Source organism: Campylobacter concisus ATCC 51562, from assembly GCF_000466745.1.
Taxonomy (GTDB): domain Bacteria; phylum Campylobacterota; class Campylobacteria; order Campylobacterales; family Campylobacteraceae; genus Campylobacter_A; species Campylobacter_A concisus_B.
Window position 1 is genome coordinate 1 of the sequence record NZ_ANNI01000004.1, and the last position, 22866, is coordinate 22866.

The 22866-nt window shown below is 36.1% G+C and carries 23 protein-coding genes and 3 tRNA genes; 13 read left to right on the forward strand and 13 right to left on the reverse strand.

Annotation, left to right across the window (positions count from 1 at the left end; genetic code table 11):
- Nucleotides 1-77: 77 nt before the first annotated feature.
- The 4 genes from ATCC51562_RS04640 to ATCC51562_RS04650 all read left to right on the forward strand — a co-directional run bounded on the left by ATCC51562_RS04640 (nt 78) and on the right by ATCC51562_RS04650 (nt 580).
- A tRNA-Leu gene (locus ATCC51562_RS04640) sits at nt 78-164 on the forward strand.
- Nucleotides 165-170: 6 nt separating this feature from the next.
- Nucleotides 171-244, forward strand: a tRNA-Cys gene (locus ATCC51562_RS04645).
- A 32-nt stretch (nt 245-276) separates the two neighbouring features.
- Nucleotides 277-432: a hypothetical protein gene (locus ATCC51562_RS09700; protein WP_021091097.1), complete on the forward strand. Its 156-nt coding sequence runs from the start codon at nt 277-279 to the stop codon at nt 430-432.
- 58 nt (nt 433-490) lie between these two features.
- A tRNA-Ser gene (locus ATCC51562_RS04650) sits at nt 491-580 on the forward strand.
- A gap of 524 nt (nt 581-1104) precedes the next feature.
- Here the strand turns inward: ATCC51562_RS04650 and frr are convergent.
- The 5 genes from frr to ATCC51562_RS04675 all read right to left on the reverse strand — a co-directional run bounded on the left by frr (nt 1105) and on the right by ATCC51562_RS04675 (nt 4084).
- Nucleotides 1105-1662, reverse strand: a complete 558-nt coding sequence (frr, locus tag ATCC51562_RS04655; protein ID WP_021091094.1) for a ribosome recycling factor — start codon at nt 1660-1662, stop codon at nt 1105-1107.
- Nucleotides 1652-2611, reverse strand: coding sequence for a polysaccharide deacetylase family protein (locus ATCC51562_RS04660; RefSeq protein ID WP_021091141.1), 960 nt, complete (start codon nt 2609-2611; stop codon nt 1652-1654). The genes frr and ATCC51562_RS04660 overlap by 11 nt, the downstream gene beginning before the upstream one ends.
- A gap of 2 nt (nt 2612-2613) precedes the next feature.
- Nucleotides 2614-2943 (reverse strand): preprotein translocase subunit SecG, encoded by a 330-nt coding sequence (secG, locus tag ATCC51562_RS04665; protein WP_021091090.1) that lies wholly within the window; start codon nt 2941-2943, stop codon nt 2614-2616.
- A 66-nt stretch (nt 2944-3009) separates the two neighbouring features.
- Complete coding sequence (locus ATCC51562_RS04670; protein ID WP_021091111.1) at nt 3010-3393, reverse strand: hypothetical protein; 384 nt, start codon at nt 3391-3393, stop codon at nt 3010-3012.
- The gene (locus ATCC51562_RS04675; protein WP_021091071.1) at nt 3386-4084 is read right to left on the reverse strand and encodes a Bax inhibitor-1/YccA family protein; all 699 of its coding nucleotides are present in this window, start codon (nt 4082-4084) and stop codon (nt 3386-3388) included. The genes ATCC51562_RS04670 and ATCC51562_RS04675 overlap by 8 nt, the downstream gene beginning before the upstream one ends.
- 171 nt (nt 4085-4255) lie before the next feature.
- On the opposite strand from ATCC51562_RS04675, the gene ATCC51562_RS04680 reads away from it, so the two are divergent.
- The 5 genes from ATCC51562_RS04680 to ATCC51562_RS04700 are packed head-to-tail and all read left to right on the forward strand — an operon-like array spanning nt 4256 to nt 9077.
- A complete protein-coding gene (locus ATCC51562_RS04680; RefSeq protein ID WP_021091139.1) occupies nt 4256-4900 on the forward strand; it encodes a carbonic anhydrase in 645 nt (214 codons plus the stop codon).
- Complete coding sequence (locus ATCC51562_RS04685) at nt 4893-6737, forward strand: mechanosensitive ion channel family protein (protein WP_021091124.1); 1845 nt, start codon at nt 4893-4895, stop codon at nt 6735-6737. The genes ATCC51562_RS04680 and ATCC51562_RS04685 overlap by 8 nt, the downstream gene beginning before the upstream one ends.
- Nucleotides 6738-6747: 10 nt before the next feature.
- A complete protein-coding gene (locus tag ATCC51562_RS09705) occupies nt 6748-6906 on the forward strand; it encodes a hypothetical protein (RefSeq protein WP_021091126.1) in 159 nt (52 codons plus the stop codon).
- 46 nt (nt 6907-6952) lie between these two features.
- Entirely contained in the window at nt 6953-8032 is a 1080-nt protein-coding gene (locus ATCC51562_RS04695; RefSeq protein WP_235044185.1) for a GGDEF domain-containing protein, read from the forward strand.
- Nucleotides 8025-9077, forward strand: coding sequence for a GGDEF domain-containing protein (locus ATCC51562_RS04700; RefSeq protein ID WP_021091104.1), 1053 nt, complete (start codon nt 8025-8027; stop codon nt 9075-9077). Before ATCC51562_RS04695 ends, ATCC51562_RS04700 begins: the two co-directional genes overlap by 8 nt.
- 25 nt (nt 9078-9102) lie before the next feature.
- Here the strand turns inward: ATCC51562_RS04700 and ATCC51562_RS04705 are convergent, their stop codons facing one another.
- From ATCC51562_RS04705 to ATCC51562_RS04715, 3 genes are read right to left on the reverse strand one after another with little or no spacing between them, the layout of a single operon-like run.
- Nucleotides 9103-10386, reverse strand: coding sequence for a TRAP transporter large permease (locus ATCC51562_RS04705; RefSeq protein ID WP_021091123.1), 1284 nt, complete (start codon nt 10384-10386; stop codon nt 9103-9105).
- 11 nt (nt 10387-10397) lie between these two features.
- Complete coding sequence (locus ATCC51562_RS04710; protein ID WP_021084026.1) at nt 10398-10940, reverse strand: TRAP transporter small permease; 543 nt, start codon at nt 10938-10940, stop codon at nt 10398-10400.
- Nucleotides 10940-11932, reverse strand: coding sequence for a DctP family TRAP transporter solute-binding subunit (locus tag ATCC51562_RS04715; protein ID WP_021091080.1), 993 nt, complete (start codon nt 11930-11932; stop codon nt 10940-10942). The genes ATCC51562_RS04710 and ATCC51562_RS04715 overlap by 1 nt, the downstream gene beginning before the upstream one ends.
- A 443-nt stretch (nt 11933-12375) precedes the next feature.
- Between ATCC51562_RS04715 and sodB the strand changes: the two genes are divergently transcribed.
- Complete coding sequence (sodB, locus tag ATCC51562_RS04720) at nt 12376-12993, forward strand: superoxide dismutase [Fe] (protein WP_021091088.1); 618 nt, start codon at nt 12376-12378, stop codon at nt 12991-12993.
- 498 nt (nt 12994-13491) lie between these two features.
- Here sodB and ATCC51562_RS04725 read toward each other — a convergent pair whose 3' ends face one another.
- Complete coding sequence (locus ATCC51562_RS04725) at nt 13492-14658, reverse strand: MalY/PatB family protein (protein WP_021091072.1); 1167 nt, start codon at nt 14656-14658, stop codon at nt 13492-13494.
- A gap of 99 nt (nt 14659-14757) precedes the next feature.
- Between ATCC51562_RS04725 and ATCC51562_RS04730 the strand changes: the two genes are divergently transcribed.
- The 3 genes from ATCC51562_RS04730 to tpx all read left to right on the forward strand — a co-directional run bounded on the left by ATCC51562_RS04730 (nt 14758) and on the right by tpx (nt 17110).
- On the forward strand, nt 14758-15213 hold the full coding sequence (locus ATCC51562_RS04730) for a DIP1984 family protein (RefSeq protein ID WP_021091135.1): 456 nt from the start codon (nt 14758-14760) through the stop codon (nt 15211-15213).
- Nucleotides 15214-15428: 215 nt separating this feature from the next.
- On the forward strand, nt 15429-16571 hold the full coding sequence (locus ATCC51562_RS04735) for a trans-sulfuration enzyme family protein (RefSeq protein ID WP_021091106.1): 1143 nt from the start codon (nt 15429-15431) through the stop codon (nt 16569-16571).
- A 14-nt stretch (nt 16572-16585) separates the two neighbouring features.
- Nucleotides 16586-17110 carry a thiol peroxidase gene (gene tpx / locus ATCC51562_RS04740; protein ID WP_021091125.1) on the forward strand — a complete coding sequence of 175 codons (525 nt, stop codon included), beginning with the start codon at nt 16586-16588 and terminating at the stop codon, nt 17108-17110.
- Nucleotides 17111-17156: 46 nt separating this feature from the next.
- Here tpx and ATCC51562_RS04745 read toward each other — a convergent pair whose 3' ends face one another.
- The 4 genes from ATCC51562_RS04745 to ATCC51562_RS09420 form a co-directional block, all read right to left on the reverse strand.
- On the reverse strand, nt 17157-17708 hold the full coding sequence (locus ATCC51562_RS04745; protein WP_021091115.1) for a ribonuclease HII: 552 nt from the start codon (nt 17706-17708) through the stop codon (nt 17157-17159).
- The gene (locus tag ATCC51562_RS04750) at nt 17708-18562 is read right to left on the reverse strand and encodes a hypothetical protein (RefSeq protein WP_021091131.1); all 855 of its coding nucleotides are present in this window, start codon (nt 18560-18562) and stop codon (nt 17708-17710) included. The genes ATCC51562_RS04745 and ATCC51562_RS04750 overlap by 1 nt, the downstream gene beginning before the upstream one ends.
- Nucleotides 18563-18640: 78 nt before the next feature.
- The gene (locus ATCC51562_RS04755; protein WP_021091132.1) at nt 18641-19735 is read right to left on the reverse strand and encodes an ATP-binding protein; all 1095 of its coding nucleotides are present in this window, start codon (nt 19733-19735) and stop codon (nt 18641-18643) included.
- Nucleotides 19698-22757 (reverse strand): Eco57I restriction-modification methylase domain-containing protein, encoded by a 3060-nt coding sequence (locus ATCC51562_RS09420; RefSeq protein ID WP_021091122.1) that lies wholly within the window; start codon nt 22755-22757, stop codon nt 19698-19700. Before ATCC51562_RS09420 ends, ATCC51562_RS04755 begins: the two co-directional genes overlap by 38 nt.
- Nucleotides 22758-22866 lie beyond the last annotated feature (109 nt).

The following is a 22866-nucleotide window of genomic DNA, read 5'->3' on the forward strand; positions in this document are numbered from 1 at the left end:
ATAGCTCAGGGGTAGAGCACAACCTTGCCAAGGTTGGGGTCGCGAGTTCGAATCTCGTTTCCCGCTCCATTAACTTAGCCCGAGTGGCGGAATGGTAGACGCAAGGGACTTAAAATCCCTCGGTAGTTTTTACCGTACCGGTTCAAGTCCGGTCTCGGGCACCACGATATGGCGACATGGCCAAGTGGTAAGGCATGAGCCTGCAAAGCTTTGATCCCCGGTTCGAATCCGGGTGTCGCCTCCAAACTTCAAAAATAACTACTCGAAGGAATAACAGTGAGAAATTTACTTTTAGCAGCTTGTATAGCATTTTTTGTAGCTGGTTGTTCAAATACTTGGCATGGCGTAAAAGAAGATACTCATAATGCTAAAGAATGGACCAAAGAAAAGATAAATGATGGAGCTACATATATTAAAGAAAAAACAGAGTAAAATTTAGAGATTATAGTAAATTTTAAGCAAAGTTGGTTATAATCACAAATCCTTAATTCGGGAGATGGCTGAGCGGTCGAAAGCGGCGGTCTTGAAAACCGTTGAGGTGTGAAAGCCTCCTGGGGTTCGAATCCCTATCTCCCGGCCACCTATCTAATTCCTTGTATAGTTTATAAAGCGTTACCTAGATTTATTGTTCATAATGGCTATAAGAAAATTTTTATAAAAATTTAGTCTAAAATTTACTAAAACTAAAAATAGTATAAAATTACTTATTCAAAGTAAGATACTGTAAGATAATGGAAAGTTTAAGAGTTTTTATATTTTATTTTTGGCTATCTTAAATTCTAAAAATAATATTTGTAGTAGCACATCCAAAATATATAATAGGTCATACTCCTATGTATAAATATAAATAAAATTAATAATGTTGAATAAAGAATTTAAGACGAATCCAAAATAAAAATTTAAATTAAAGCAATCCATGAAAATAGTTTAAAGACAAAGTAGTGGTTATGTTTTATGTAGTCTAGGTTCTATTTATATTTAATAGATAAAAGTACAACAGACAAAAAATTAAACTACTTGCTGATAAATATTTTTTTGAAATATTATTTTGAGAGAATATCTAGCTACATAAAAGTAGCTAGATAAGGAAAATTTCTAAAAATTTTAGATTTTTAAAAGCTCGGCTTCTTTTTCTTTTACAAGAGTATCGATTTTTGCAGTGTAGGTGTCAGTTATCTTTTGAACCTCATCCTGTCCCTTTTTGCTCTCGTCCTCAGTTATAGCTTTGTCTTTTTCAAGCTTTTTGACTTCATCATTTGCATCTTTTCTTACGTTTCTTATACTAACTTTGGCTTTTTCCCCCATTGATTTTGCATGTTTTGCATTTTCTTGGCGTTGCTCGACGGTCATAGGTGGGAAAAATAGCTTAACACTCTCACCATCACTATTTGGATTGACACCGATATTTGCTGCTTGGATAGCCGATGATATGGCTTTTATCATACTTTTTTCCCAAGGCGTGATAGCGATAGTTGAAGCGTCGCTTGTAAGCACAGTGGCTACTTGGTTAAGTGGAGTTGGCGAACCATAATAATCAACCATTACATGATCTACGATATTAATGTTTACCTTGCCCGTTCTAAGCGTTGTAAAGTCACGTTTTAATGAAGCTATTGCTTTTTCGCAGCCTTCTTTTTGTGTTTCGTAAATTCTATTTAGCATTGATGTCCTTTATTAGAAGTTTTGTACTTCGTTGATGATCTACTTTTAGTGATATTAAAACTTTGCGTTTATCGAGAGGTGGGTTAAATTTACACTCAAAAACACCATTTGTCATAGGTACCTTTTTAAAGCCATTAAAGCCAGTCATAAAAAAACTACCCTCGCTAGCATTTGTATCAGTTTTTATAATGAGTTTGTCTATTGCATTATTTTGTGGATAGCTATCCGGAAATATCCACTGGGCATTTAGAAATTTGCTATTAAAAGTCAGTGCTATTTTGGTACCGTTCATTACTGGTGTTCTATAAAGATCGTAAACATCACTCTTGTCTGAAACTGCACCTGAGTTTTGATTTAAAAGCGCTAAAAAACCAAATTCTTTTGCAAGTTTTACGACTCGACTATCGATCTCGCCGTATGGCACTGCAAAAAATTTTGGCTTATAACCCATATGTTTTTCAAAGGTCTCTACGCCTTTTTGAAAATCCTCTCTTAGTGCCTCGTCGCTAAGCTTCGTCATCCTTGGGTGCGCGTATGAGTGGTAGCCGATCTCGCCGTAGGCCTCAAGTTCCTTAATCTGATCAAAATCCAAATAATCGCCATATTTATTTGCACTGGCTTCCACATAAAGCATTAGTGCAAATGGATAGTTATACTCTTTAAATACACTAAGGGCCTTGTCATAGAAACTTTTATAACCATCATCTACAGTGATAACGATCCAGTTATCAGGTATTTTTTCGCCGGCATTTACAGCATCGACTAGCTTTGAGAGTTTAACGACTTCATAGCCATTATTTTTGAAATATTCAAACTGCTCTCTTAAATTTTTAATAGAAATATCAGTGCTTGTATGTCTTGGATCATCAAAGCGATGATAGACTAAAATATGAGCGTCTGCTAAAGCAAATGTTAGCGTCAAAAATGACGCTAAAAGTGTTTTTATCATTGTTATTTTGCTGGAGTTTGTGGTGCACTAGGAGCTGATGGTACGTCGTTTGACTTTGGTATGACTAGAGATTTACTATCGACGCTATCAACGATAGAGCGTTTTAGATCTTTATTGTAGAAGTATCCAAGTGCAAGTGTATTTAAGATAAATAAAATACCTACGATAAAAGTAAATTTAGCTAAAAATCCAGCTGGTCCTTTTGCTCCAAAAAGACTCTCGTTACTTCCGCTATATGCCCCAAGTCCGATAGATGAGCTTTTTTGAAGTAAAACAGCGATAGTTATGATGACAGCTAGAGCAAACTGTAAGATCAAAAATATTAAACTCACGAAATTTCCTTTAAATTTTTAAAAATAATTGTTTGCGATTATACAAGAAAAGATTTAAATTTTTAGTTAAAGTTCTTTTTCAAGCTCATAAAGCTCGTATCTTATGCCTTTAAAAAGCTCGGCTTGTTCTAAATTTATGAGCTTAAAGCACTCTTCAAGCACGCGAGCACTCTCCTGGGCGCGCTTGAAATTTGCAGTGATTATCTCATCTAAATTTTCTCTAGCTTGCTCGCTTTTTGTGCTAGTTTTTAAAACGTCGTCTTGAGAATTTCTAAATTTTAAAAATTCTTTTTGCGGGATCTTTGCCTTGTGGCGGAGGGATTTTATCTTATAGGCGAGCTTGGCGTCATCAAAGACATATCTTTTCATATCTTCAACAACGCGAAGCCCTTCTTTTAGCCTATTTAGATTCGCATCTATTACTCGGTAGATGCGCTCATCTTTAGTCATTTCTATTAAAAATTCCTAAAATTTGTAGTAATGATGTAAATAGATTTACAAAATCAAGATACAAAGCAACTGCGCCTTCAACTGGTGTTTCATAGTTTCCACGGATAATATTTTGCGTATCAAAAAGTATATATGCGCTAAATAAGATCGATGAAATACTTGCGATTACAAGTTGAAACATTGTACTTTTAACAAAGATATTGATAATAGCTGCTGCAATGATAACAATTAAGGTTATGAATAACATTTTACCCATTGTTGTAAAGTCACGTTTTGTATTCATCGCAAAGACGCTTAACGCACCAAAAGCAACTGTTGTTAGTCCAAATGCTTGAGCTACGATACCAGCTCCACTTGGCATGGCAAGGATTGCTGAAAGTAGCGGAGTTAGCGTAAGGCCACTTATAAAAGTAAATGCAAATAGAAGTATTAAATTTAATCCCTCTTTACGTTTAGCTGCCATTAAGCCAAAAAGTAGTGCAAATTCGACTATAACAAGCCCCCAAAACAAAAATCTATTTGCCGCAAAAACGCCAGCGATGCTAATACCTACATAAGCGCCAGCTGTTGCTGAAAGCAGTGATGCTGCAAAAAGTTGATAAGTTTGTTTTATAAAAGTGCTTAGTGAGCTTTGAGAATACGCAAGCTCTTCTTGATTTTGCTTAGCGTAGTTTCTATCATACAAACTCATTTTTTCTCCTTATGAATTTTTGTGGTGAGTTTAGCCTAAAATAATTAAACAATAAATAAAAAGAAGTTTAATAAAAAATATTAGTTTAAAGTCCGTTTTAGAGGGCATTTTTTTGATTAAATAAAAGTTGCTATAATCGCGATAAAAATATAAAAAATGGAGATAAATTTTATGGATGATTCAATACTTGAAGGTGCAGTAAAATTTATGGAAGATGGCTTTTTAGAGCATGAAGAGCTCTTTAAAAGTCTGCAAAGCAAACAAGATCCTCACACACTTTTCATATCATGCGTGGACTCAAGGGTCGTGCCAAATTTGATAACAAACTGCCTGCCAGGCGAGCTTTTCATGGTGCGAAATATCGCAAATATCGTGCCACCATATAGAGTGAGCGAAGAGTTTTTGGCGACCACTTCGGCGATTGAGTATGCGCTTGAAGTTTTAAACATTAAAAACATCATCATCTGCGGACACTCTGATTGTGGCGGATGCGCAGCACTTTATGTTGATGAAAAGAAGCTAAAAAACACCCCAAACGTTAAGAACTGGATAAAACTGATCGAGCCGATCAAGCGAGAAGTGCTTAAATTTACAAGCGACGATCCAGCCAAAATGGCATGGCTAACCGAGAGGCTAAACGTGATAAATTCGATCGAAAACATAATGACCTATCCAAATATAAAAGATGAGTATGAAAGTGGCAAGCTTCAAATTTATGGCTGGCACTACATCATAGAAACTGGCGAAATTTTTAGCTACGATTTAAAAGAGGGCACGTTTAAGCTTCTAGCGGACAAAAGAGGCGAAAATGCGTAAATTTCTAGCCATTATCTTGCTTTGCTTTACCTTTGCTTTTGCGGCTGAGAGCAACAAAACTCAAGAAGAAGACATAATAAGCATAACAAATCAAATCCAAACCCTAAACAGCCAGATAAAAATTTTAAAAGCACAGCAAAAAGATGCAAATAACTCAAAGGCTGACAACTCAAATTTAGCCAGCCTCCACAAAAAAAAGAGCGATCTTTTAGAAAAGATACCAAACTATATCATGCAGATCGAATTAACCCAAAGCGATATCAATAAATTTAATCTGCAAAAAGAGGTGCTAGAAAAAAAGGTAGCTAGACTAGAGAAGCAGTCAAACAAAGATGCCTACATCCAAAGCGCCATCGAGCTTGAGAAGATGAAGGTTGATTACGCTTACTACTCGGCGCTTATTAGCCTTGAAGAGATCTTTAAAAAGGGCGCTAAGGCAAATTCCATAAAAGAAGTGATAGATAATGGCCTTTTAAATTTACAGACAAATTCTTATGTGAGCATAAAAGACCTAAAGGATTCACTAAATGACACTTCAGGTTCTTATGACAACGCCTTTTTTGACCTTGAGCTAAAAAAAGAGAGTGAAGAAGAAATTTTAACCTATCTTAAAAATAACGCCGATCTTCTAAGCTCAAGCATGCTCTTGTCTGAGCTAAATTTAGTCGATGCAGTCGAATACATAAACAGAGCAACTGATATAAATTCAAGTAAATTTAACATCGGCAAGATCGTTGTTATCGTTGCGATATTTTTATTTTTCGTTTCGCTAACTAGAATTCTAGCCAAACTAACCTACTGGCTAATGTCGCTCATCGCTTCAGGCGAAGGGGTAAAAGAGGCTAAAAATCAAATCGTTGATATCATCAAAAAGCCGATTTCAGCACTTCTTATCATCTACGCGCTAAACATCTGTATCGGCGTTGGATTTTACCCAGTGCCAGTACCTCTAACGGTAGCAAATATCTTTTCTATCATATATATAGTCGCATTTTCATGGCTTGTCCTAACCATACTAAATGGCTACGGCATCGCTATAATCGATAAGATCGCGCAAAAAAGCAAGCGTAAAGAGGTGATAAACCTAGCACTGAAAGTCATCTACGTGATCGTGCTAATTATCACACTTTTACTAATCCTTCAAAAGCTTGGCTTTGATATCTCAGCACTCATCGCCTCACTTGGTATCGGTGGTCTTGCCGTTGCCTTCGCTGCTAAAGACATCATCGCAAACTTCTTTGCCTCTGTTATGATGCTCTTTGACAACTCATTTTCACAAGGCGACTGGATAGTCTGTGGTGATATCGAGGGCACAGTCGTTGAGATAGGATTTAGAAAAACAACTGTTAGAAGCTTTGATAACGCCCTTATCTTCGTGCCAAACTCAAAGCTAGCAAGCGATCCTGTTAGAAACTGGAGCAGAAGAAAGGTCGGCAGACGTATAAGAATGGTTATTGGCATCGAGTATGGGCCAACTACAGAAGAGATCAAAAAATGTGTAAATGACATCAAAAATATGCTGATAAATCACCCTGATATCGCTAAAAGCGAAGATATCGCGGCTAATAAAAGAGGACTAAAATATAGACAAAACATAGTCTCAGTTGATGACTACGCTGGATATAAGTCAAATTTATTTGTCGTGGTTGATGACTTTGCTGATAGCTCGATAAATATCCTAGTTTGTTGCTTTGCAAAAACTATCGTTTGGGGAGAATTTTTAGATGTCAAACAAGATGTAATGTTAAAGATTATGGATATTTTAAAGCAAAATGGTCTAAATTTCGCATTCCCAAGCCAAAGCTTGTATATTGAAAGCGTCAAAGATAAAATTTAAGGAGAAAACAATGAGTGATGATTTTGACTATGAAGAAGTAGAAGAAGACTACTCTGAATTTAATGACGATGAGGACGATAGTAGCGATAGTTATGACTATAATTACGATGAAAATGACTACAACTACGAAGATAGTGACGAGGACGAAGATAGTTACGACTCTTATTAGAATGACTTAATGAAATTTAATGGAATAAATTTACAGGGAGTTTTGTTTGACACACGATTTTGTAGATCAAAGTAGTTATAAAGCTATCGATGATATCTATAAAACGATATTAGACGTTATGATAGCTGCAAATGCACTATCCTTGTTGCTTTTTATGATCATAGCTACACCACTACTTTTTATGTGCTTATTATTTATAGCAGCTGGAATATTGCTTAGAATAAAATTTGACATAAAATATAGAGTATTAATATCCCTTGCATTTCACCTAAATATTATATTGCTTGTTACTATTATTGTTACTACTATGGGTTGGAATACTGGAATTTGGATAATACTTGTTGGTGTAATTTTTATAAACTACTTCCTAGCGTTTGATTCAAAGAGCCTTACTTATATAATGGCATTTTTAGAATTAATCTTGCTTATACTTCTTTATTTTATTCATAAAGATGAGGCGCCGCTGATCCCATCAGCTATACGAGGGACGATAGTCGTGTGCAGTATTGTTTTTGCTTTTTTTATTGTTTTAAGACTTTCAATGTTTGCAGATATCATCACTTCTAGTGGATATCAGCAAATAAGAAAAGAGACGGAAGAGCTTGAAAAGGACTCAAAGCATGATTTTTTAACGCAGCTTTTAAATAGAAGAACAATAGAAAAAACTTTAAGATTTGAACTAATTGCCAACAAGGAAAGAAGTGGTAATACAAATTTAGTCATAATGCTAGGCGATATTGATAATTTTAAAAAAATAAACGATACATACGGGCATGACTGCGGTGATGAGGTCTTAAAAGATGTAGCCAGTGCCTTGAAGAAATCATTTAGAGGTAAAGACTATGTTTGCCGCTGGGGCGGAGAAGAATTTTTGATAATCTTGCCCGATACAAAGATAGAATTTATCCATGAAGTGAGCAAAAGGCTTAAAAAACAGATAAACAACGCAAAACTTCCAGATAAAACTCCAGTTACTATGACCTTTGGAATGCTAATATGCGCAAATGGTGTTGAGGTGGATTTTGAGCAAGCCATAACTTTAGTAGATAAGCTGCTTTACGAAGGCAAGCTAAATGGCAAAGACCGTATCGAATTGGAAATTTTAAAAAAGGGCTCGGATGCGTAGAATTTCACTCTATACGGCTCAAAAACTTATCATGCTTTCAATATTATCAACTCACGTCTGTTATTTTTTTATCTTTTTATTTATGAAAGAAGAAATTCTAGCAGTTACGAATGTATTTTCAGTAGCAACCTATCTTTTTCTTTTAAGGCTTATTTACGATAGCCCTGAAAATAACAAGATAACAATGGTAGTAGTCCAGCTTGAAATTTTATTTCATGCATTAGTTTGTATGCTAACACTTGGATGGGGATACGGATTTGGGTTATTGTTTTTAGCATCGTCGCTAATACTATTTTTTACTTCATTTACCTATAAATTTTTTAACTACATAATAGTTGCAACGCAAATAATTTTATCTATAGCCTGCTATGTATATTTAGATGGCCAGCCTGTAAAAGATTTTGACGGCTTTAAAGATCTACTTTTTGTTTTTAACTTAAGTATGGTTTGCATATTTTCGGTTGTTATTTCGTACCTTTTGGAAAGCTCAAATTTATTTATATTTTTAAGCATCTTAGAGGAAAAAGAGATGGCTGAAAATATCTTAAATCACGATCCATTAACAGGGCTTTTAAATCGTACTTCGATGCAGAAAATTTTAAGTCAAAATGATCTTTATAAAAATAGGGACTTTGCTATCGTTATGTGCGATATTGATAATTTTAAAAAGATAAACGATACCTATGGACACGGCGCAGGAGATGCTGTTTTAAGAAGCTTATCAGGCATATTTAAAAACACATTTAGAGATAAAGATAGAGTAGCTAGGTTTGGCGGAGAAGAATTTTTAGCAGTTGTCTTGGGCGTAAAAAAAGATGCAGCTATAAGTATCGTAGAGCGTGTGAGGGAGACTTTGAGTAAAAATATAGTTGAGTTTGAAAACATAAAGATCAACGCAACTATGACTTTTGGAGTAGTTGCTCATGATGGTACTGGAGAATTTAGCTTAGAAAAGATGATAAAACAAGCTGATAATCTACTTTATGCTGGTAAGCGAAGTGGTAAAAATATCGTTATGAGTGCGGATTACGATCCAAAAGTATAAATTTAGAGGCAAGAGCCTCTAAATTTTAATGTCCATACATTATGTTTGGCAACCAAAGAGAAATTTGTGGTATATAAGTAACCAAGATAAGGCCAAAGAATAAAGTAAGTGTCCACGGCAAGCATGCCATGATGACCTCTTTTAGATTCATATTTGTAAGACCGCTTGCGACAAATAAATTTAGTCCAACAGGCGGAGTCACCATACCTATCTCCATATTTACAACTAAGATAATGCCAAAGTGTATCGGATCTATGCCAAGTTGCGTTGAAATCGGAAGCAAAAGTGGAACCATGATCATGATGACGCTTGAAGGCTCCATAAACTGACCCATGATAAAGAGCAAGATATTTACAAATATCAAAAATCCTATCATACCGATATTTGCATCAAGTATCATCGAAGCGATAGCTTGAGGGATCTGCTCGCTAGTTAGCAAATATGCAAAAACAACGGCGTTTGCGATGATGAAAAATATCATAGCTGTTGTAAGGGCTGAGTCTAAGCAGATATCCCAAAGATCTTTTATCTTTATATCTCTATAGATAAAAAGCGAGATAAATAGCGCATAGACCGCACTTGCCGCAGCAGCTTCAGTTGGAGTAAAAATTCCTCCATAAATTCCGCCGATGACCACGACAACGATTAAAAGCGCCCAAAATGCTTTGGCAAATTTCTGCACTCTTACTTTAAATGGCTCAGCCTTAGTTGCTTTAAAGCCAAGCTTTTTTGCGCCAACATAGGTTTGAACGAGCATAAAAGCTCCAAGCATAAGACCAGGCACAACACCAGCCATAAAGAGCTTACCGATACTTACCTCAGCAGTTACGCCATAAACTATCATAACAACTGAAGGTGGGATCAAAATTCCAAGTGAGCCAGCCGTAGTTATGCCGCCCACTGCGTACTCTTTTGGATAGCCAGCCTCTTTTATCGCTGCAAACATAATCGAGCCAATAGCTACAACCGTCGCAGGTGAGCTTCCAGAGACTGCTGCAAAGATGATGCAGGCAAATATCGCACTCATAGGCAAACCACCTGGTAAGTGTCCGACCATAGACTTTGCAAAGTCAATGATACGCCTTGCTGAGCCACCTTTACTTAGTAAATTTCCAGCCAAGATAAACATCGGTATCGCCATTAGCGAAAATTTATTGATACCATCAAAAATTAGCTGTGGGATCGTAGCGATGTCGATATCTGTAAAAAATATCATCGTTAAAACGGTGCTTGTACCTAGCGAAACCGCGACTGGCACGCCTATTAGCATTAGCGCAAAAAGCAGGATAAATAAAAATGCTATTGTCATCTTTTTTCTCCTTAGTCTTTGACTACGCTACCATGAGCTAGCTCGTGCGCTTCGTTGCTTACGACCTTTGCTGCTGGAGTTAGAGCTACTTTGATAGCCTTTTCAGCCGAGCGGTAGCTAGCTGTGACAAAGGCTATTGGAAGCACTAGCATAGGGACCCATTGAGGTATGCCAAGGTCTATTATCATCTGCTCGATCTCGTGCAAAATTTTAAGATAATCCACCGAATAAACCGCGATAAATATCAAAAAGACAGTTGTTAAGATGTGCGAAAAGAGCAGGCACGCTTTCGCAAGCGCTGGTGGAAATTTCTCCACCAAGATAGTTACGCTCACGTGGATGCCCTTGTTAAAGCCATACGCTGCGGCAAAAAACGCCGACCAAATGAAGAGGTAGTTTGATAGCTCGCTCGCCCATGACCAGCTTTTGTCAAAAAAGTATCTAGCCACGACGTTGGCAAAGGCTAGTAGCGTTCCACTAGCTAGCCCTAAAACGGCGATAGTCTTATTGAGCGAGACTATCAATATATCAAGAGCGTTAATGAAATTTTTCATTATTTTGTCTCGATTGTTTTTTCTATAAGCTCTTTGCCGATGACGTCGTAAAATTTAGGATAGATAGCCTGCATAGTCTTCTCCCACTCAGCTTTTTGTGCGTCGTCTATCTTGAAAATTTCTAGCTTTTTGGTGTCTGCTATATATTTTTCAAGCTCGGCTATAACGTGAGCGTCCTCTTTAGCTGTCTCTTCTCTCTCGTAAGCTGTAGCTTCGCTTAGAGCTTGTTTTACATTTGCTTTTAGATCATCTGGTAGTTTGTTCCAAAATTTATCACTCATAACAACTAGATAGCCTAGATATCCGTGGTGTGAAAGCGTAAGAGAGCTTTGAACCTCGTGAAATTTAGAGTTATAGAAATTTGATAGTGGGTTTTCAGTCGCATCAACTACGCCTTGTTGAAGCGCAGAATAAACCTCTGAAAATGGCAGAACTTGCGGGTTGCCACCGATCGCTTTGATCTGCTCTTCAAGCACTTTTGAGCTTTGGATTCTAAATTTTTGTCCTTTTGCATCTTCTGGCACAAGGATCGGTTTTTTGCTTGAGCTAAAGTGCTTAAATCCAGCATCCCAATAATCAAGCGCTACAAAGCCCTTCTTGGTCACAAGACCTTTTAGCTCCTCGCCAACTACGCCATCTTGAACTTTGTGAAGGTGGTCTGCATCTTTAAAGATGAAAGGCAGATCAAATAGCTGAAACTGCGGCACGATAGGTGTAAATTTAGAAAAGCTTGGAGCTGCCATTTGAACGTTACCAAGTTTTAACGCGCCAAAAACTCTATCGTCATCAAGTAGCTGAGCTGATGGGAAGACTTGAACTTTTATCTTGCCGCCGCTTAGCTCCTCAGCACGCTTTGCAAAAAAGTCTGCCGCCTTGCCCTTTGGCGTAGAAGCTGCGACAACGTGCGCAAATTTGATCGTATATACTTTGTCAGCACCAAATGCTAAGCCACTGATGGCACAAGTAAAAAGTAAAGCTTGTAAGAATTTCATCTTTTATCCTTTGTAATGGTTTTGTTAAACGCATTATAAATTTCAAAAATAAAAATTTAGAAATTTTGTTTCGTAAATTCACAGCTATTTATTTTTATATGTGTATTTTAGTAACAAATATACTTCAAAAAGATAATTTATATTTTTGAAAAATTTTTATAATTTTTCTATAACTAAACTTTTAAAGTATATTTGTTACTTTTTTACACATAAAATTTATTTTATTTTTACTTTTAATAAATTTTTTGAATCTATTTAACCAAATGCACGGGATACTTTGCTCTAAGTTTGCTTTTTCATAAGCTTAAAAGCCAGCCAAAAAATGTGAGTTTAGTCTTGCTTAAATTTAGCCTATATTTTGTGGCTAAATTTAAAAGATTTTTGTTTATTAATTTTTTATGGCTATAATACGAAACAACAAATTTTATTATTAAGGAATTATTATGTTTGAACTTAGAAAACTTCCATTTGATGCAAATAGCAATGCAGTAGTTAGCGCAAAAACCTGTGAATACCACTACGGCAAGCATCATGCAACTTACGTAGCAAATTTAAACAATCTTATAAAAGATACAAAATTTGCCAACGCATCTTTTTATGAAATTCTAACAAATAGCGAAGGTGGGCTTTACAACAATGTCGCTCAAGTTTATAACCACGACTTTTACTGGGACTGCATCGCTAAAAAAAGTGAGATGTCAAGCGAGCTAAAAGCTGCAATCGAAGCAAATTTTGCTAATTTTAAAGAGGAATTTTTAAAAGCAGCTACAACGCTTTTTGGCTCAGGCTGGGCGTGGCTTGTATTTGATCCAAGCAGCAAAAAGCTAGAGATCGTACAAACTAGCAATGCAAAAACTCCAGTGAGCGATGGCAAAGTGCCACTTCTAGTAGTTGATGTTTGGGAGCACGCTTACTACATCGATAACTTCAACGCCCGTCCAAAATACCTAGAGACATTTTATGAGAACATAAACTGGGAATTTGTAAGCAAAGCTTACGAGTGGGCGCTAAAAGAGAGTCTTGGCTCAGTTGAGTTTTATACAAAAGAACTTCACAAATAATATCTGGCGGGGCTTTCCCGCCTTTAAATTTCTACTTTTATCTAATTTTTAAAATCATCAAATTTATCAGCAAAAATTACCTTGTTTTAAAAGAAAGTGTAACTTCAAAAATGGCTCAAAATTTTGTTTTAGCAAACAATTTCTCTTAAATTTAAAGCCAGTGTGAGCTATCTTAACTTCAAATTTCTACTTTGTTGAAAATTTTAAAGCCACTGCTAAATTTATGAGCTATGAACATGATCTTTACCAATTCAAAAAGGTACAAATTACTCGTTTTATCTATCTGCCCTATTATGGCTAAGCGGTTTTATGCTTAAATTTAAAGCAACTAAACAAAAACTAGCGTAGGTCACTTGCCTTTAAATTTATTAGCAAAACTTGATTTGATATTTAAAAATATTGGGGCAATATTCACTGCTTTAAAAAATACCCGAGCTGTATCAATATCAGGTATGGGCAGCTTTAAATTTTAAAGCTACCCAGCCAAATTTACTCAATTTATCTTTTTGAAGTGTATAAATTTATACCATTTTGTAAGCGTTTTAGCCCCTCAAGCACTCTGGCTCTTTGGGTTGCTATATTCATACGGAGGAAAAATCTATCTCCCCTGTAAGCATTGCCGTCATTTAGCCATAGTCCAGCTTTGTCACGCAAGAAATTCATAAAGTCGCTCGAATCCTCACAAAACGTGCTGCAATCAAGCCACAAAAGATAAGTCGCATTTGAAGGTAGAAGTTTTACTGGTAAATTTTGCTCTTTTATGAAATTTATAACAATTTTTTTGTTTTCAAAGAGATAATCCCTAAGCTCATCAAGCCATGTTTGACTATCGTTAAATGCCGCTATTGTTGCAGTTATCGCAAATGCGTTTGCTTCACCTATCTCATCATAATTTACAGCCGCATTTATTCTGGCGCGTATCTGCTCATTTGGCGTGACGATAGCTGAGCTTTGAAGTCCTGCGATATTAAAGGCTTTTGTAGGTGAGATGCATGTGATTGAGTTATTTTTACACTCTTCACTAACGCTGATAAATGGTACATAGCTTAATCCAGGATCTGTTATGTCGCAGTGGATCTCATCGCTGATAACCAAAACATCATGTTTGTAGCAAAGCTCGCCTATTTTTTTAAGTGTCTCTTTGTCCCAAATTTTTCCTATTGGATTGTGAGGATTACAAAGAAGCATCATAGTTGTTAGTGGTTGAGCTAGCTTTGCCTCGAGGTCGTCAAAATCGATCTCATAAGAGCCATCTTTATAGACAAGGTCGTTTGATAAAATTTCACGACCATTATTTTTAATGCAGTTAAAAAATACGTGATAGACGGGAGCTTGAACTAAAATTTGATCTCCTGGATTACTAAATCTTCTAATCGCAGTTGAAATCGCTGGTATAACGCCAGTGCAAAAGCACATCCAATCGTTTTCAAAGCTAACGTCATGACGCCTTTTCCACCAGCCTTTAATCGCTTCGTTCCACTCTTTTGGGATAAATGAGTAGCCAAAGACGCCATTATCAAGACGCTTTTGCAGGGCATTTAAAATTTCAGGTGCAGCCTTAAAATCCATATCAGCAACCCACATTGGCAAAACATCGTTTTTCATTCGCCACTTCGATGAGTTGGTGCCATCTCTGCTAATAAGCGTATCAAAATCGTACTTCATAGCTTTTCCTTAAAATAAAATTTTAAATCAATTATAACCCAAAAGATACTAATATAATTTGAAATTTTCTCTCAATTTAATATTTCAAAAGGAAAAATGATGAAATTAGCTCAGGCTCTCATTTTAAGAGCCGATACACAAAAACGTTTAGAGCAGCTAAAAGGTAGGTTGCTCGATAATGCAAAAATGCAAGAAAATGAAAGACCTAGCGAAGATCCAAAGCTTCTTTTAAAAGAGCTTGATAGGCTAAGCGATGAGCTATTTAGGCTAATCTTGGCTATAAATTTAACAAACTCGAGTGCAAAATTTGAAGGCGTGAGCCTAACTGAAATGATCGCTAAAAAAGATACACTAAGCCAAAAAGCAAGCGTGCTTAGGGATTTTGCCAAAAGCGCAAGCCAAAAGGTCGATCTTTACTCAAATAGCGAGATAAAAATTTTAAGTAGTGTTGATGTGGCTATGCTTCAAAAGCAAATAGACGAGCTTTCTAAAGAGATCAGAGAGCTAGATATGAAACTACAAGAGGCAAACTGGCAAGTTGATCTTGTAGAGTAAAATTTATGGTGAAAATGTAGTTAAAGGCGAGTAAAAAGAAAAATTTATTAGGCTTGCGGGGAGAGAGCAAAAGCTTAAATTTATCCCAGCAATTTAAAAAATGCATTCTTAAAATAAATGTTACTACCACTTACTGATTTAGCTACGTTTTGGGTGGGTTTGGGGAAGATTAATCTTTATTATGTAAGATTTCATAAAATTTTAAAAGGAAATTTATGAAACTTGACACCTTGATCGTAAAGGGCATTGAAGCTAAAAATAATCCAAATAAAGCGGTCATTCCGCCTGTTTTTTTAACAAGTACATTTGTGCAAGATGATCTTGAAAATTTTCAAGAATTTGCATATTCGCGTGGTAGCAACCCAACCAAAAAAGCATTTGATGAAATTTTTGCAAAGGTTGAAGGTAGCAAATACGCTTTTAGCTTTGGCTCAGGCATGGCAGCAACAGCAGCCGCACTTAGCCTTATAAAAACAGGGCAAAAGGTCCTACTAAATAGCAATGTCTATGGTGGCACTTATAGATATGTCACGACTGTTTTTGAAAGCCACGGCATAAAGAGCGAATTTATAGATGATCTAAATTTTTTAAGCGAAGATGATATAAGTGACGATGTAGCAGCGATATTTATCGAAACTCCGTCAAATCCCCTCTTAAGAGTGACAGACATCGCTAGAATTTCAAAGATCGCTCACAAAAAAGGCGCTCTAGTCATCGTGGATAACACATTTTTAACGCCTTATTATCAAAGAGTACTTGACCATGGAGCTGATATCGTGGTTTATAGCGCTACAAAATATATCGGTGGACACGCTGATGTGATCGCTGGTATCGTCACGCTAAACGATGATGCTTTGGCTGAGAAGATAAAATTTGCTAAAAACACTCTTGGTGGCATCATCAGCCCGATGGACGCATACTACCTAATACGTGGTCTTAAAACGCTTAGCGTTAGGTTTGATAGACAAACGCAAAATACACATAAAATAATTAAATTTTTGCAGAATAATGACGCTGTTAGCGTTGTGCATTTTGCCGGCTCATATAGCGAGCAAGAGGCAAAGATACAAGAAGCTCAAGCAAGCGACATCGGTGCTCTCATCTCATTTGAGCTCGATGAAAAATATGATGTAAATAAATTTGTAAAATCGCTAGAAATTTTTGATCTAGCGGTAAGTCTTGGTGGCGTAGAAAGCCTCATTTGCAGGCCTGCGACGATGACACATGAGGCATATCCAAAAGAGGTGCTAGATAAGATCGGCATAAAGCAAAACTTGCTTCGCCTAGCCATCGGTATCGAAAACGCTGATGATCTAATAGCAGATCTTGATCAAGCATTTAAAAAAGCAAAAAAATAATAAAGGAGATAGATATGGCAACTACAAAATTTAAAGGTAGTGAGGTAAATTTAAGTGGAAACGAGGTCTTTGTAGGTTCTTATGCGCCTGAAGCAAAAGTCGTAGCGCAAGATCTTAGCGAGTTTAGCGTGGGCGGAAATAATGGCGTAGAAGTACTTGTTTGCTTGCCATCACTTGATACTGGCGTTTGCGCAGCAGAGGCTCGTAAATTTAACGAAAAAGTAGCTGGCAAACATGGCGTAAAACTTAGCATCATCTCAAATGATTTGCCATTTGCGATGGGGAGATTTTGTACGACTGAAGGCATAGAAAATTTACGTGTCGGAAGTGACTTTAGATACGGAGAATTTGCTAAAAACTATGGCGTTTTAATGAGCGATGGCCCACTAAAAGGACTACTTGCAAGAGCGGTATTTGTCATCAATGATGGCGTAATAATTCACAAACAAATCGTCCCTGAAGTGACAGAAGAGCCAAACTACGATGCTGTATTTGATGCTATTAAAAGTAGCGGTAGTTGTGGTTGTGGCTGCCATTAAAAAAAGGCGTTATCTAAGCATCTATTTGATGCTTAGATAATTAATCTTAGTCAAATAGAGATTTTTCAAAAGATTTTACTACAAAGCTTTTTCTATGAAGGCTTGAATAGCCAAACTTAGCAATAGCATCTAGATGTGCCTTTGTGCCGTATCCTTTGTGCCCAGCAAAGCCATACTTTGAGTAAATTTTATCCCAGCCTTTCATCAAACTATCACGGCTAACCTTTGCTAATATGCTAGCAGCGCTTACCCCAGCGACTTTGCTATCAGCCTTTATCATTGTTGTGATACCAACGCCATAGTCTAAATTTCCATCGTAAATGATCTCAAAGTCCTCAAAATGCGCCTTAAAAATTTTGAGCGCTCGCCTTAAGCACTCGCTTAGCCCAAGTTCGTCTATTTGCGCATTTGAGAAGTAGATGATGAGAAAATTTGAGCTTTTTATAATCTCTTTAAAAAGCTCCTCGCGCTTTTTTGCGGTTAGTTTTTTGGAGTCGTTTAAGCCTGAAATTTCTTTATTTAGCACGCAGGCTGCTATGCTTAAAGGCCCAGCTAAAGCCCCACGTCCAGCCTCATCTATGCCACAAATTTTTGCCATTAAAGTCCGATTTCATCGCTAAAGTAAGGTCTTAGCTCATCAAGTGGCACGCTAATTTGCTCCTCATTTAAAAAGGTAAGCCCAAGTGGCGAAAGTACAAAATTTTCGCTAACACCTGCTGTTGCTAGGATTGCTTTTAGATGAGGATCGTTCATATCTTTAAAAATCTGCTTTAACTTTAGCTTTTTGTTGGTTTTAAGTAAGACGACATCGCAGCTAGTTTTATTATTTTTATAGGTGCAGATGCTTTTTATTTTGTCATTTATATAGTAGATGTTGTCTAGGCTTTCAAATTGGTTATTTGGCCATTTTTTACGTTCGCTTTTTAGGTCATAAAGTGTCGAGAGTAATTTATTTTTATTTTTTTTAGCCGATTCTTTGGCAAATATGTCGTTAATTATAGCTTCGTATCTCGTGCCATTTGCTTCGATCATTTGTATGCCAATATTTAGCATTTCATACTCTTTTTCTTTTTTGATAGTCGCATTATAGGCTTTGTTTTTAACGATGATTTTGCCCTTTAGCTCACCATTTTCATTTTTAACGTCTAAATTTATCTTATCAGATACAGCATTTAGCAATGAAATTTCACTACTATTTTGCTCAAGATTACCTTTTTCATAGTCGTATTTTGTACCATCAAAAAAGATATGTCCGCTTATCTTGGCTGGCACTTTAAAGCTCTTACTTTGCTTAAAATTTTCAAATTCATCTTTAAAATAGTTCATATAAACTTCAAATTTTATACCATTTGCCTCGCCAATAAATTTATAAAATTTTGCCCAGTTTTCGTGATTTATCTCATAGCCAAATAGGCTTACTATAAGTATAAAAATCCCAATAAATGCTCTCATGTCCGTCCTTCATAGTTTTGTTGATTATAGCTTCTTTACTTTAAGCTTTTAAAACAATAATCAAATAAAGGTTTAAATTTATAAACCTAGACTCCACCTAGAAAATGGCAAAATTTCGCATTTTATGCCCTCAAAGCTAAGCTCAGCTTGGTTTGCGACGCTGATTATCTGAAGCTTACTTACACCCAGCTCTTTTAAGCTTGCGTGGAGTTTTTTAAATTTTAAAAAGATGATCTCTGGTGCAGAAAACGGTACACAGATGATCGCGATCTTCCTTTTATTAAGGAAGAAATCAATCTCTTTTGTATAGTAAATTTCATCTTTAAATTTAAGTAATTCGCAAAAAACGACATTTGCAAAGACAGCTAAAAAATCCTTTTTTAGGTATAAAGCGTTACGAAGTGCAAAATTTGTAAAGTAGAGCTTTTTGCTCGTGCTGCTCTCATCTAAATTTGGTACTAATTCTATAAAGCCATTTTCATTAAGGCTGGTTACCGCGTTATAGACACTATCTTTTGAGATTTTCATCTGCTCTTTTAGGTTTTTGTAGATACCAAAAGTACTAAGCACATCGTGGCATTTTGGAGCACATTCTTTTAAAATCGCAATGCTTTGCTCGCTTAAATTTGCTTTTAAGAGCTGCTGCAAGTGTGCCGTGACCTCGCTGGAGTCTAAAAAGGCACTTGCTATCTCGTTGCCGTGAGCCAAAAAATAGCTAAACAGTAGGTCTTGGTCCAAATTTTTCTTAAAAAATAGTATAAATTCCTCGTAATCGAGATAGTTTAAATTTATGCGAGCAAAGCCGTCAATCGTGAGTGAAAATTCCTTGCTTGTAAGGATGATATTTTCAAGTGTTGCGCCCTTTAAAAAGCCTAAATTTGCAAGGTCAGCAGCTTGTAAATTTTCAACTGCAAGAACCTTTATCTGGGTATTTTTTTCTAAAAATTCTTTCAAATTTGCTAAAAGCAAGGCTCTGTCTATCCTTAGATCATCTAAATTTACATAAAGCCTCTCCTCGCTTTTATAATGGCTCAAGAACTCATAAACAAGGGCTGTTTTGCCACTTGAAATGGCGCCTATTATAAGCGTCTTTGGCGAGATGATTTCGTATTTTCTGGGGATAAATTTACTTGATTTAAGCGGCTGATTGTAATAAAGCTCTAATTGGTTCATTTTCTCCCCTTTGTAAGATGTATATGTAAATTTTTGCTATACCGTCAATTCCCCCCCCCCTTGCTATAAGCGCGATCTCATCGCTTGTTAGTTCATAAAGCTCAAAAACAAGTTTGTCTATTTTTTCGTCACTTGCCTTGATTTTGTCGTTTAGCGCGTCGATATTTTCTTTGGCTTCTAGCTTTTCATCAAGACTCAAAGTAGACATGTGCTTCTCGTAAAGCTTGATTTTTTCATTTGCCTTTAAAATTTCATCGACCAAATTTATTATCTCGTTTGCTAAATTTTCATTTTGTGGTGTTATTTGGGGGATAGGCAAAATTTCTAAGCGATTTGTTGTTATTTCGCCTTCAAGTCCGCCTCCAGCATAGAAAAAGTTGAAAATTTTATAAACAGCTGTTGAATTTAAAAAGGCTAATAAAAATTTTAGATTTTCGCCAGTTATGCAATATGCAGTATTGTTTGGAATATTATTATTTGTATCGTAAGCAAATTTTGGACTTTGCACAATTTTTGCACATAAAATTTTCTCTTTTTCAAATTCTTCATAATAAGCGATATTGTCTTGCGTCTCAAACCATTTATTTGATGTTTTTTTGCGGCATTTTTTACCATTTATAGTTTCGCCACTTTGTGCTATATAAGGCAAGAAAGTTTGTAAATATCCCTTAAGACTTGGAAAATTTTCAATATCTATCTTTAACGCCGGAAAAGTGCAAATGAGCCACAGCCCAGCCCACTCATAGTCATAACGCTTTATATCTCGACCTCGTAAGATCGGTCTAATGAGCTTTTGTATCTGTTCTCTTTCTTCTCCAACGCAGTTATTTAAAATTTTATCACGAGTGTCGCTATCAATAATGAAAGCTTCGTTTAATCCAGTTAAAATTCCACGATAAATATTCACATCCCAATCTTTCAATGGCTTTGCGACTTTTTCGATTTTATTTTTTAGCTCAAATTTGCTCTTATCAAGGAAAGTGAAATTTGTTTCGTTTAGCGTGGATTGTGGTATTTGGATAAATTTTTGCGTTTTTAAATTTATGGTGCTTGAAGCTAGGAAATTAAATTTTGAATTTTCACCGGCTCTTATTTTTCTAAAAATAGTAATCGCACTATCTACGCTCGCATCTTCGAAAACTTTAACCCCAGCAAAATCAATAATGTGTGTTATTTGCGTATTTTCTAATATAAATTTACGTAAATTCTCACCATAGCTGGCACGGAAAAATTTGTTTGAACATATAAAGCCTAAAAGCCCATCTTCTTTCAGGTGCGTAATGCCAAGCTCATAAAAATAGACAAACAAATCAGCCGTGCCACTATAAACTTTATATTTTTGTAGAGCTGGCTTTTGCTCTTTTATTGCCTCTTGTCTGACATAGGGAGGATTGCCGATAGCGACATCAAATTTAAAGTCAAAAGGAAATTCTAAAAGCGAGTTTGCAGCTACTAAATTTTTACTAAGATCTGTTAAAACTCGTCCTTTTGCAGCTGTGCGGAGCCAAAGAGATAGTCTGGCGATCTCAACTGCATCGGCATTTATATCTACGCCGTAAAGGTTATTTTCTAAAATAGTGCTTTCTATATCGTAAAGTCCCAAGCCCTCGCCCTCATATACTTTGCGGTAAGTGTCTAATGCGCTATGCTCGTTAATGAGAAATTCTAAAGCTTGGTTCAAAAATGCACCAGAGCCACAAGCTGGATCAAGTATCTTAAGAGATAAGAGCCACTCGCGGTAAGCATAAATTTTATCTTTGATCTCACTTTCTGCTTTGGTTAATTTTTTGGGATTTTTTGGTGCTAGTAGCTCATTTAGATCAAGCCCTAGCTCATCTTTTTTGGCTTTACAAAGCACACCAAGCGAATTTTCAATTATAAATTCTGTTATAAACTCTGGCGTATAAAATATGCCATCTTTTTTACGTTTGCTCTGTTTAGCATCAAATTCATTACCATTTATTTGTGCATTTAGCTCTTCAAGGTCGTTTAGTGAGCTTTCAAAGATATGCCCTAGGATATTTACACCGATGTCGCTTAAAAAGTCATAGTCACTTAAAAACTGCGCTTCAAGCACGCTATCGTCTATCTTTAGTGCATCAAGCTCAGTATCTGTGGCAAAAAGTCCGCCATTGTAGCGTTTGATATCAAGACGTTCACTGCCTTCATCAATGGCTTTAAAGTAAATTTTGTAAAAGTCATAAAAACTAAGCTCAGTAACTTGGTTTTGAAATTTATCTTTTATCTCGGCTATCGTGCGAAGTCTTAGTAGTCCGCGGTCTTCGGCAAATAGTATAAAGACAAACCTATCACATAGTTTTTGAGTCAGGCTTAAAAGCCTATTTTTATCAATACTAGCATTGTTTTTGCAAATATTTTTGAAAAGAGCAAGTCTAAATGCGCTAAAGTCTTTATAAAATTTATTTGAAATTTCGCGCTCGTGAGTGGCAAATTTCTCTTTTAGCTTTAACGGCAGATCCGTGCTAATGCTCTCAAATCTAAGCAGTAAATGAAGCTTCTTAAACTCCTCAAAGCTTGCTGTAAAAAGGTCAAATTTTTCAAATGTTGTTTTATTGCCGATGTAAAAGCGCAGTTCATTAAAATTTGAAACAACGACATATTTGGCATTTTCATGTGAGATAAAATAGCGAAAAGCTTGATCTACCGGGCTAAGCTCGCGGTTGGACGGAGTTTTATCAAGATGCTGTGTGGTCTGATCTTTTAGCTCGATCACGCATCTAACTTCGCCATTTATCAGTATCGCCCCATCTGCTTTTTTGCCGTCAGTTTCGTTCTTTTTCTCACGTTCAAGATTGAAATTTGTAGGATTAGTAGTGTCCAAAGTGTAGCCAAGGCAGTTTTCAAAGATATCTTTTAGAAACTGTGTTTGAAATTTCTCTTCTTTGAAATTCTTAATGTCGCTAGCTTTTGCCTGATACATTTGCAAATTTATATAACGCTTTTTAAGCTTCTCCTCGTCTTGATCTTGGGTTAGTAAGAATTTTGGATTAAAGATCGGCATCTTTTCTCTTTAAAATTTTAATTTCTTGGAATCTTATCTTTTTAAATTTTATATATTCCTTATTAAAAGGAAATAATTAATCAAAATTCATCAAAAAATAGCGTTTTTC

What these genes read in the sequence shown, in the direction of transcription:
- ATCC51562_RS09420 (WP_021091122.1), bottom strand. Translation starts at nt 22,757, where the DNA reads ATGCCGATCTTTAATCCAAAATTCTTACTAACCCAAGATCAAGACGAG.
- ATCC51562_RS04700 (WP_021091104.1), top strand. Translation starts at nt 8,025, where the DNA reads ATGCGTAGAATTTCACTCTATACGGCTCAAAAACTTATCATGCTTTCA.
- tpx (WP_021091125.1), top strand. Translation starts at nt 16,586, where the DNA reads ATGGCAACTACAAAATTTAAAGGTAGTGAGGTAAATTTAAGTGGAAAC.
- ATCC51562_RS04715 (WP_021091080.1), bottom strand. Translation starts at nt 11,932, where the DNA reads ATGAAATTCTTACAAGCTTTACTTTTTACTTGTGCCATCAGTGGCTTA.
- sodB (WP_021091088.1), top strand. Translation starts at nt 12,376, where the DNA reads ATGTTTGAACTTAGAAAACTTCCATTTGATGCAAATAGCAATGCAGTA.
- ATCC51562_RS04670 (WP_021091111.1), bottom strand. Translation starts at nt 3,393, where the DNA reads ATGACTAAAGATGAGCGCATCTACCGAGTAATAGATGCGAATCTAAAT.
- ATCC51562_RS04660 (WP_021091141.1), bottom strand. Translation starts at nt 2,611, where the DNA reads ATGATAAAAACACTTTTAGCGTCATTTTTGACGCTAACATTTGCTTTA.
- ATCC51562_RS04745 (WP_021091115.1), bottom strand. Translation starts at nt 17,708, where the DNA reads ATGGCAAAAATTTGTGGCATAGATGAGGCTGGACGTGGGGCTTTAGCT.
- ATCC51562_RS04680 (WP_021091139.1), top strand. Translation starts at nt 4,256, where the DNA reads ATGGATGATTCAATACTTGAAGGTGCAGTAAAATTTATGGAAGATGGC.
- ATCC51562_RS04705 (WP_021091123.1), bottom strand. Translation starts at nt 10,386, where the DNA reads ATGACAATAGCATTTTTATTTATCCTGCTTTTTGCGCTAATGCTAATA.
- frr (WP_021091094.1), bottom strand. Translation starts at nt 1,662, where the DNA reads ATGCTAAATAGAATTTACGAAACACAAAAAGAAGGCTGCGAAAAAGCA.
- ATCC51562_RS04675 (WP_021091071.1), bottom strand. Translation starts at nt 4,084, where the DNA reads ATGAGTTTGTATGATAGAAACTACGCTAAGCAAAATCAAGAAGAGCTT.
- ATCC51562_RS04730 (WP_021091135.1), top strand. Translation starts at nt 14,758, where the DNA reads ATGAAATTAGCTCAGGCTCTCATTTTAAGAGCCGATACACAAAAACGT.
- ATCC51562_RS04735 (WP_021091106.1), top strand. Translation starts at nt 15,429, where the DNA reads ATGAAACTTGACACCTTGATCGTAAAGGGCATTGAAGCTAAAAATAAT.
- ATCC51562_RS09705 (WP_021091126.1), top strand. Translation starts at nt 6,748, where the DNA reads ATGAGTGATGATTTTGACTATGAAGAAGTAGAAGAAGACTACTCTGAA.
- ATCC51562_RS04725 (WP_021091072.1), bottom strand. Translation starts at nt 14,658, where the DNA reads ATGAAGTACGATTTTGATACGCTTATTAGCAGAGATGGCACCAACTCA.
- ATCC51562_RS04685 (WP_021091124.1), top strand. Translation starts at nt 4,893, where the DNA reads ATGCGTAAATTTCTAGCCATTATCTTGCTTTGCTTTACCTTTGCTTTT.
- ATCC51562_RS04755 (WP_021091132.1), bottom strand. Translation starts at nt 19,735, where the DNA reads ATGAACCAATTAGAGCTTTATTACAATCAGCCGCTTAAATCAAGTAAA.
- ATCC51562_RS04750 (WP_021091131.1), bottom strand. Translation starts at nt 18,562, where the DNA reads ATGAGAGCATTTATTGGGATTTTTATACTTATAGTAAGCCTATTTGGC.
- ATCC51562_RS04710 (WP_021084026.1), bottom strand. Translation starts at nt 10,940, where the DNA reads ATGAAAAATTTCATTAACGCTCTTGATATATTGATAGTCTCGCTCAAT.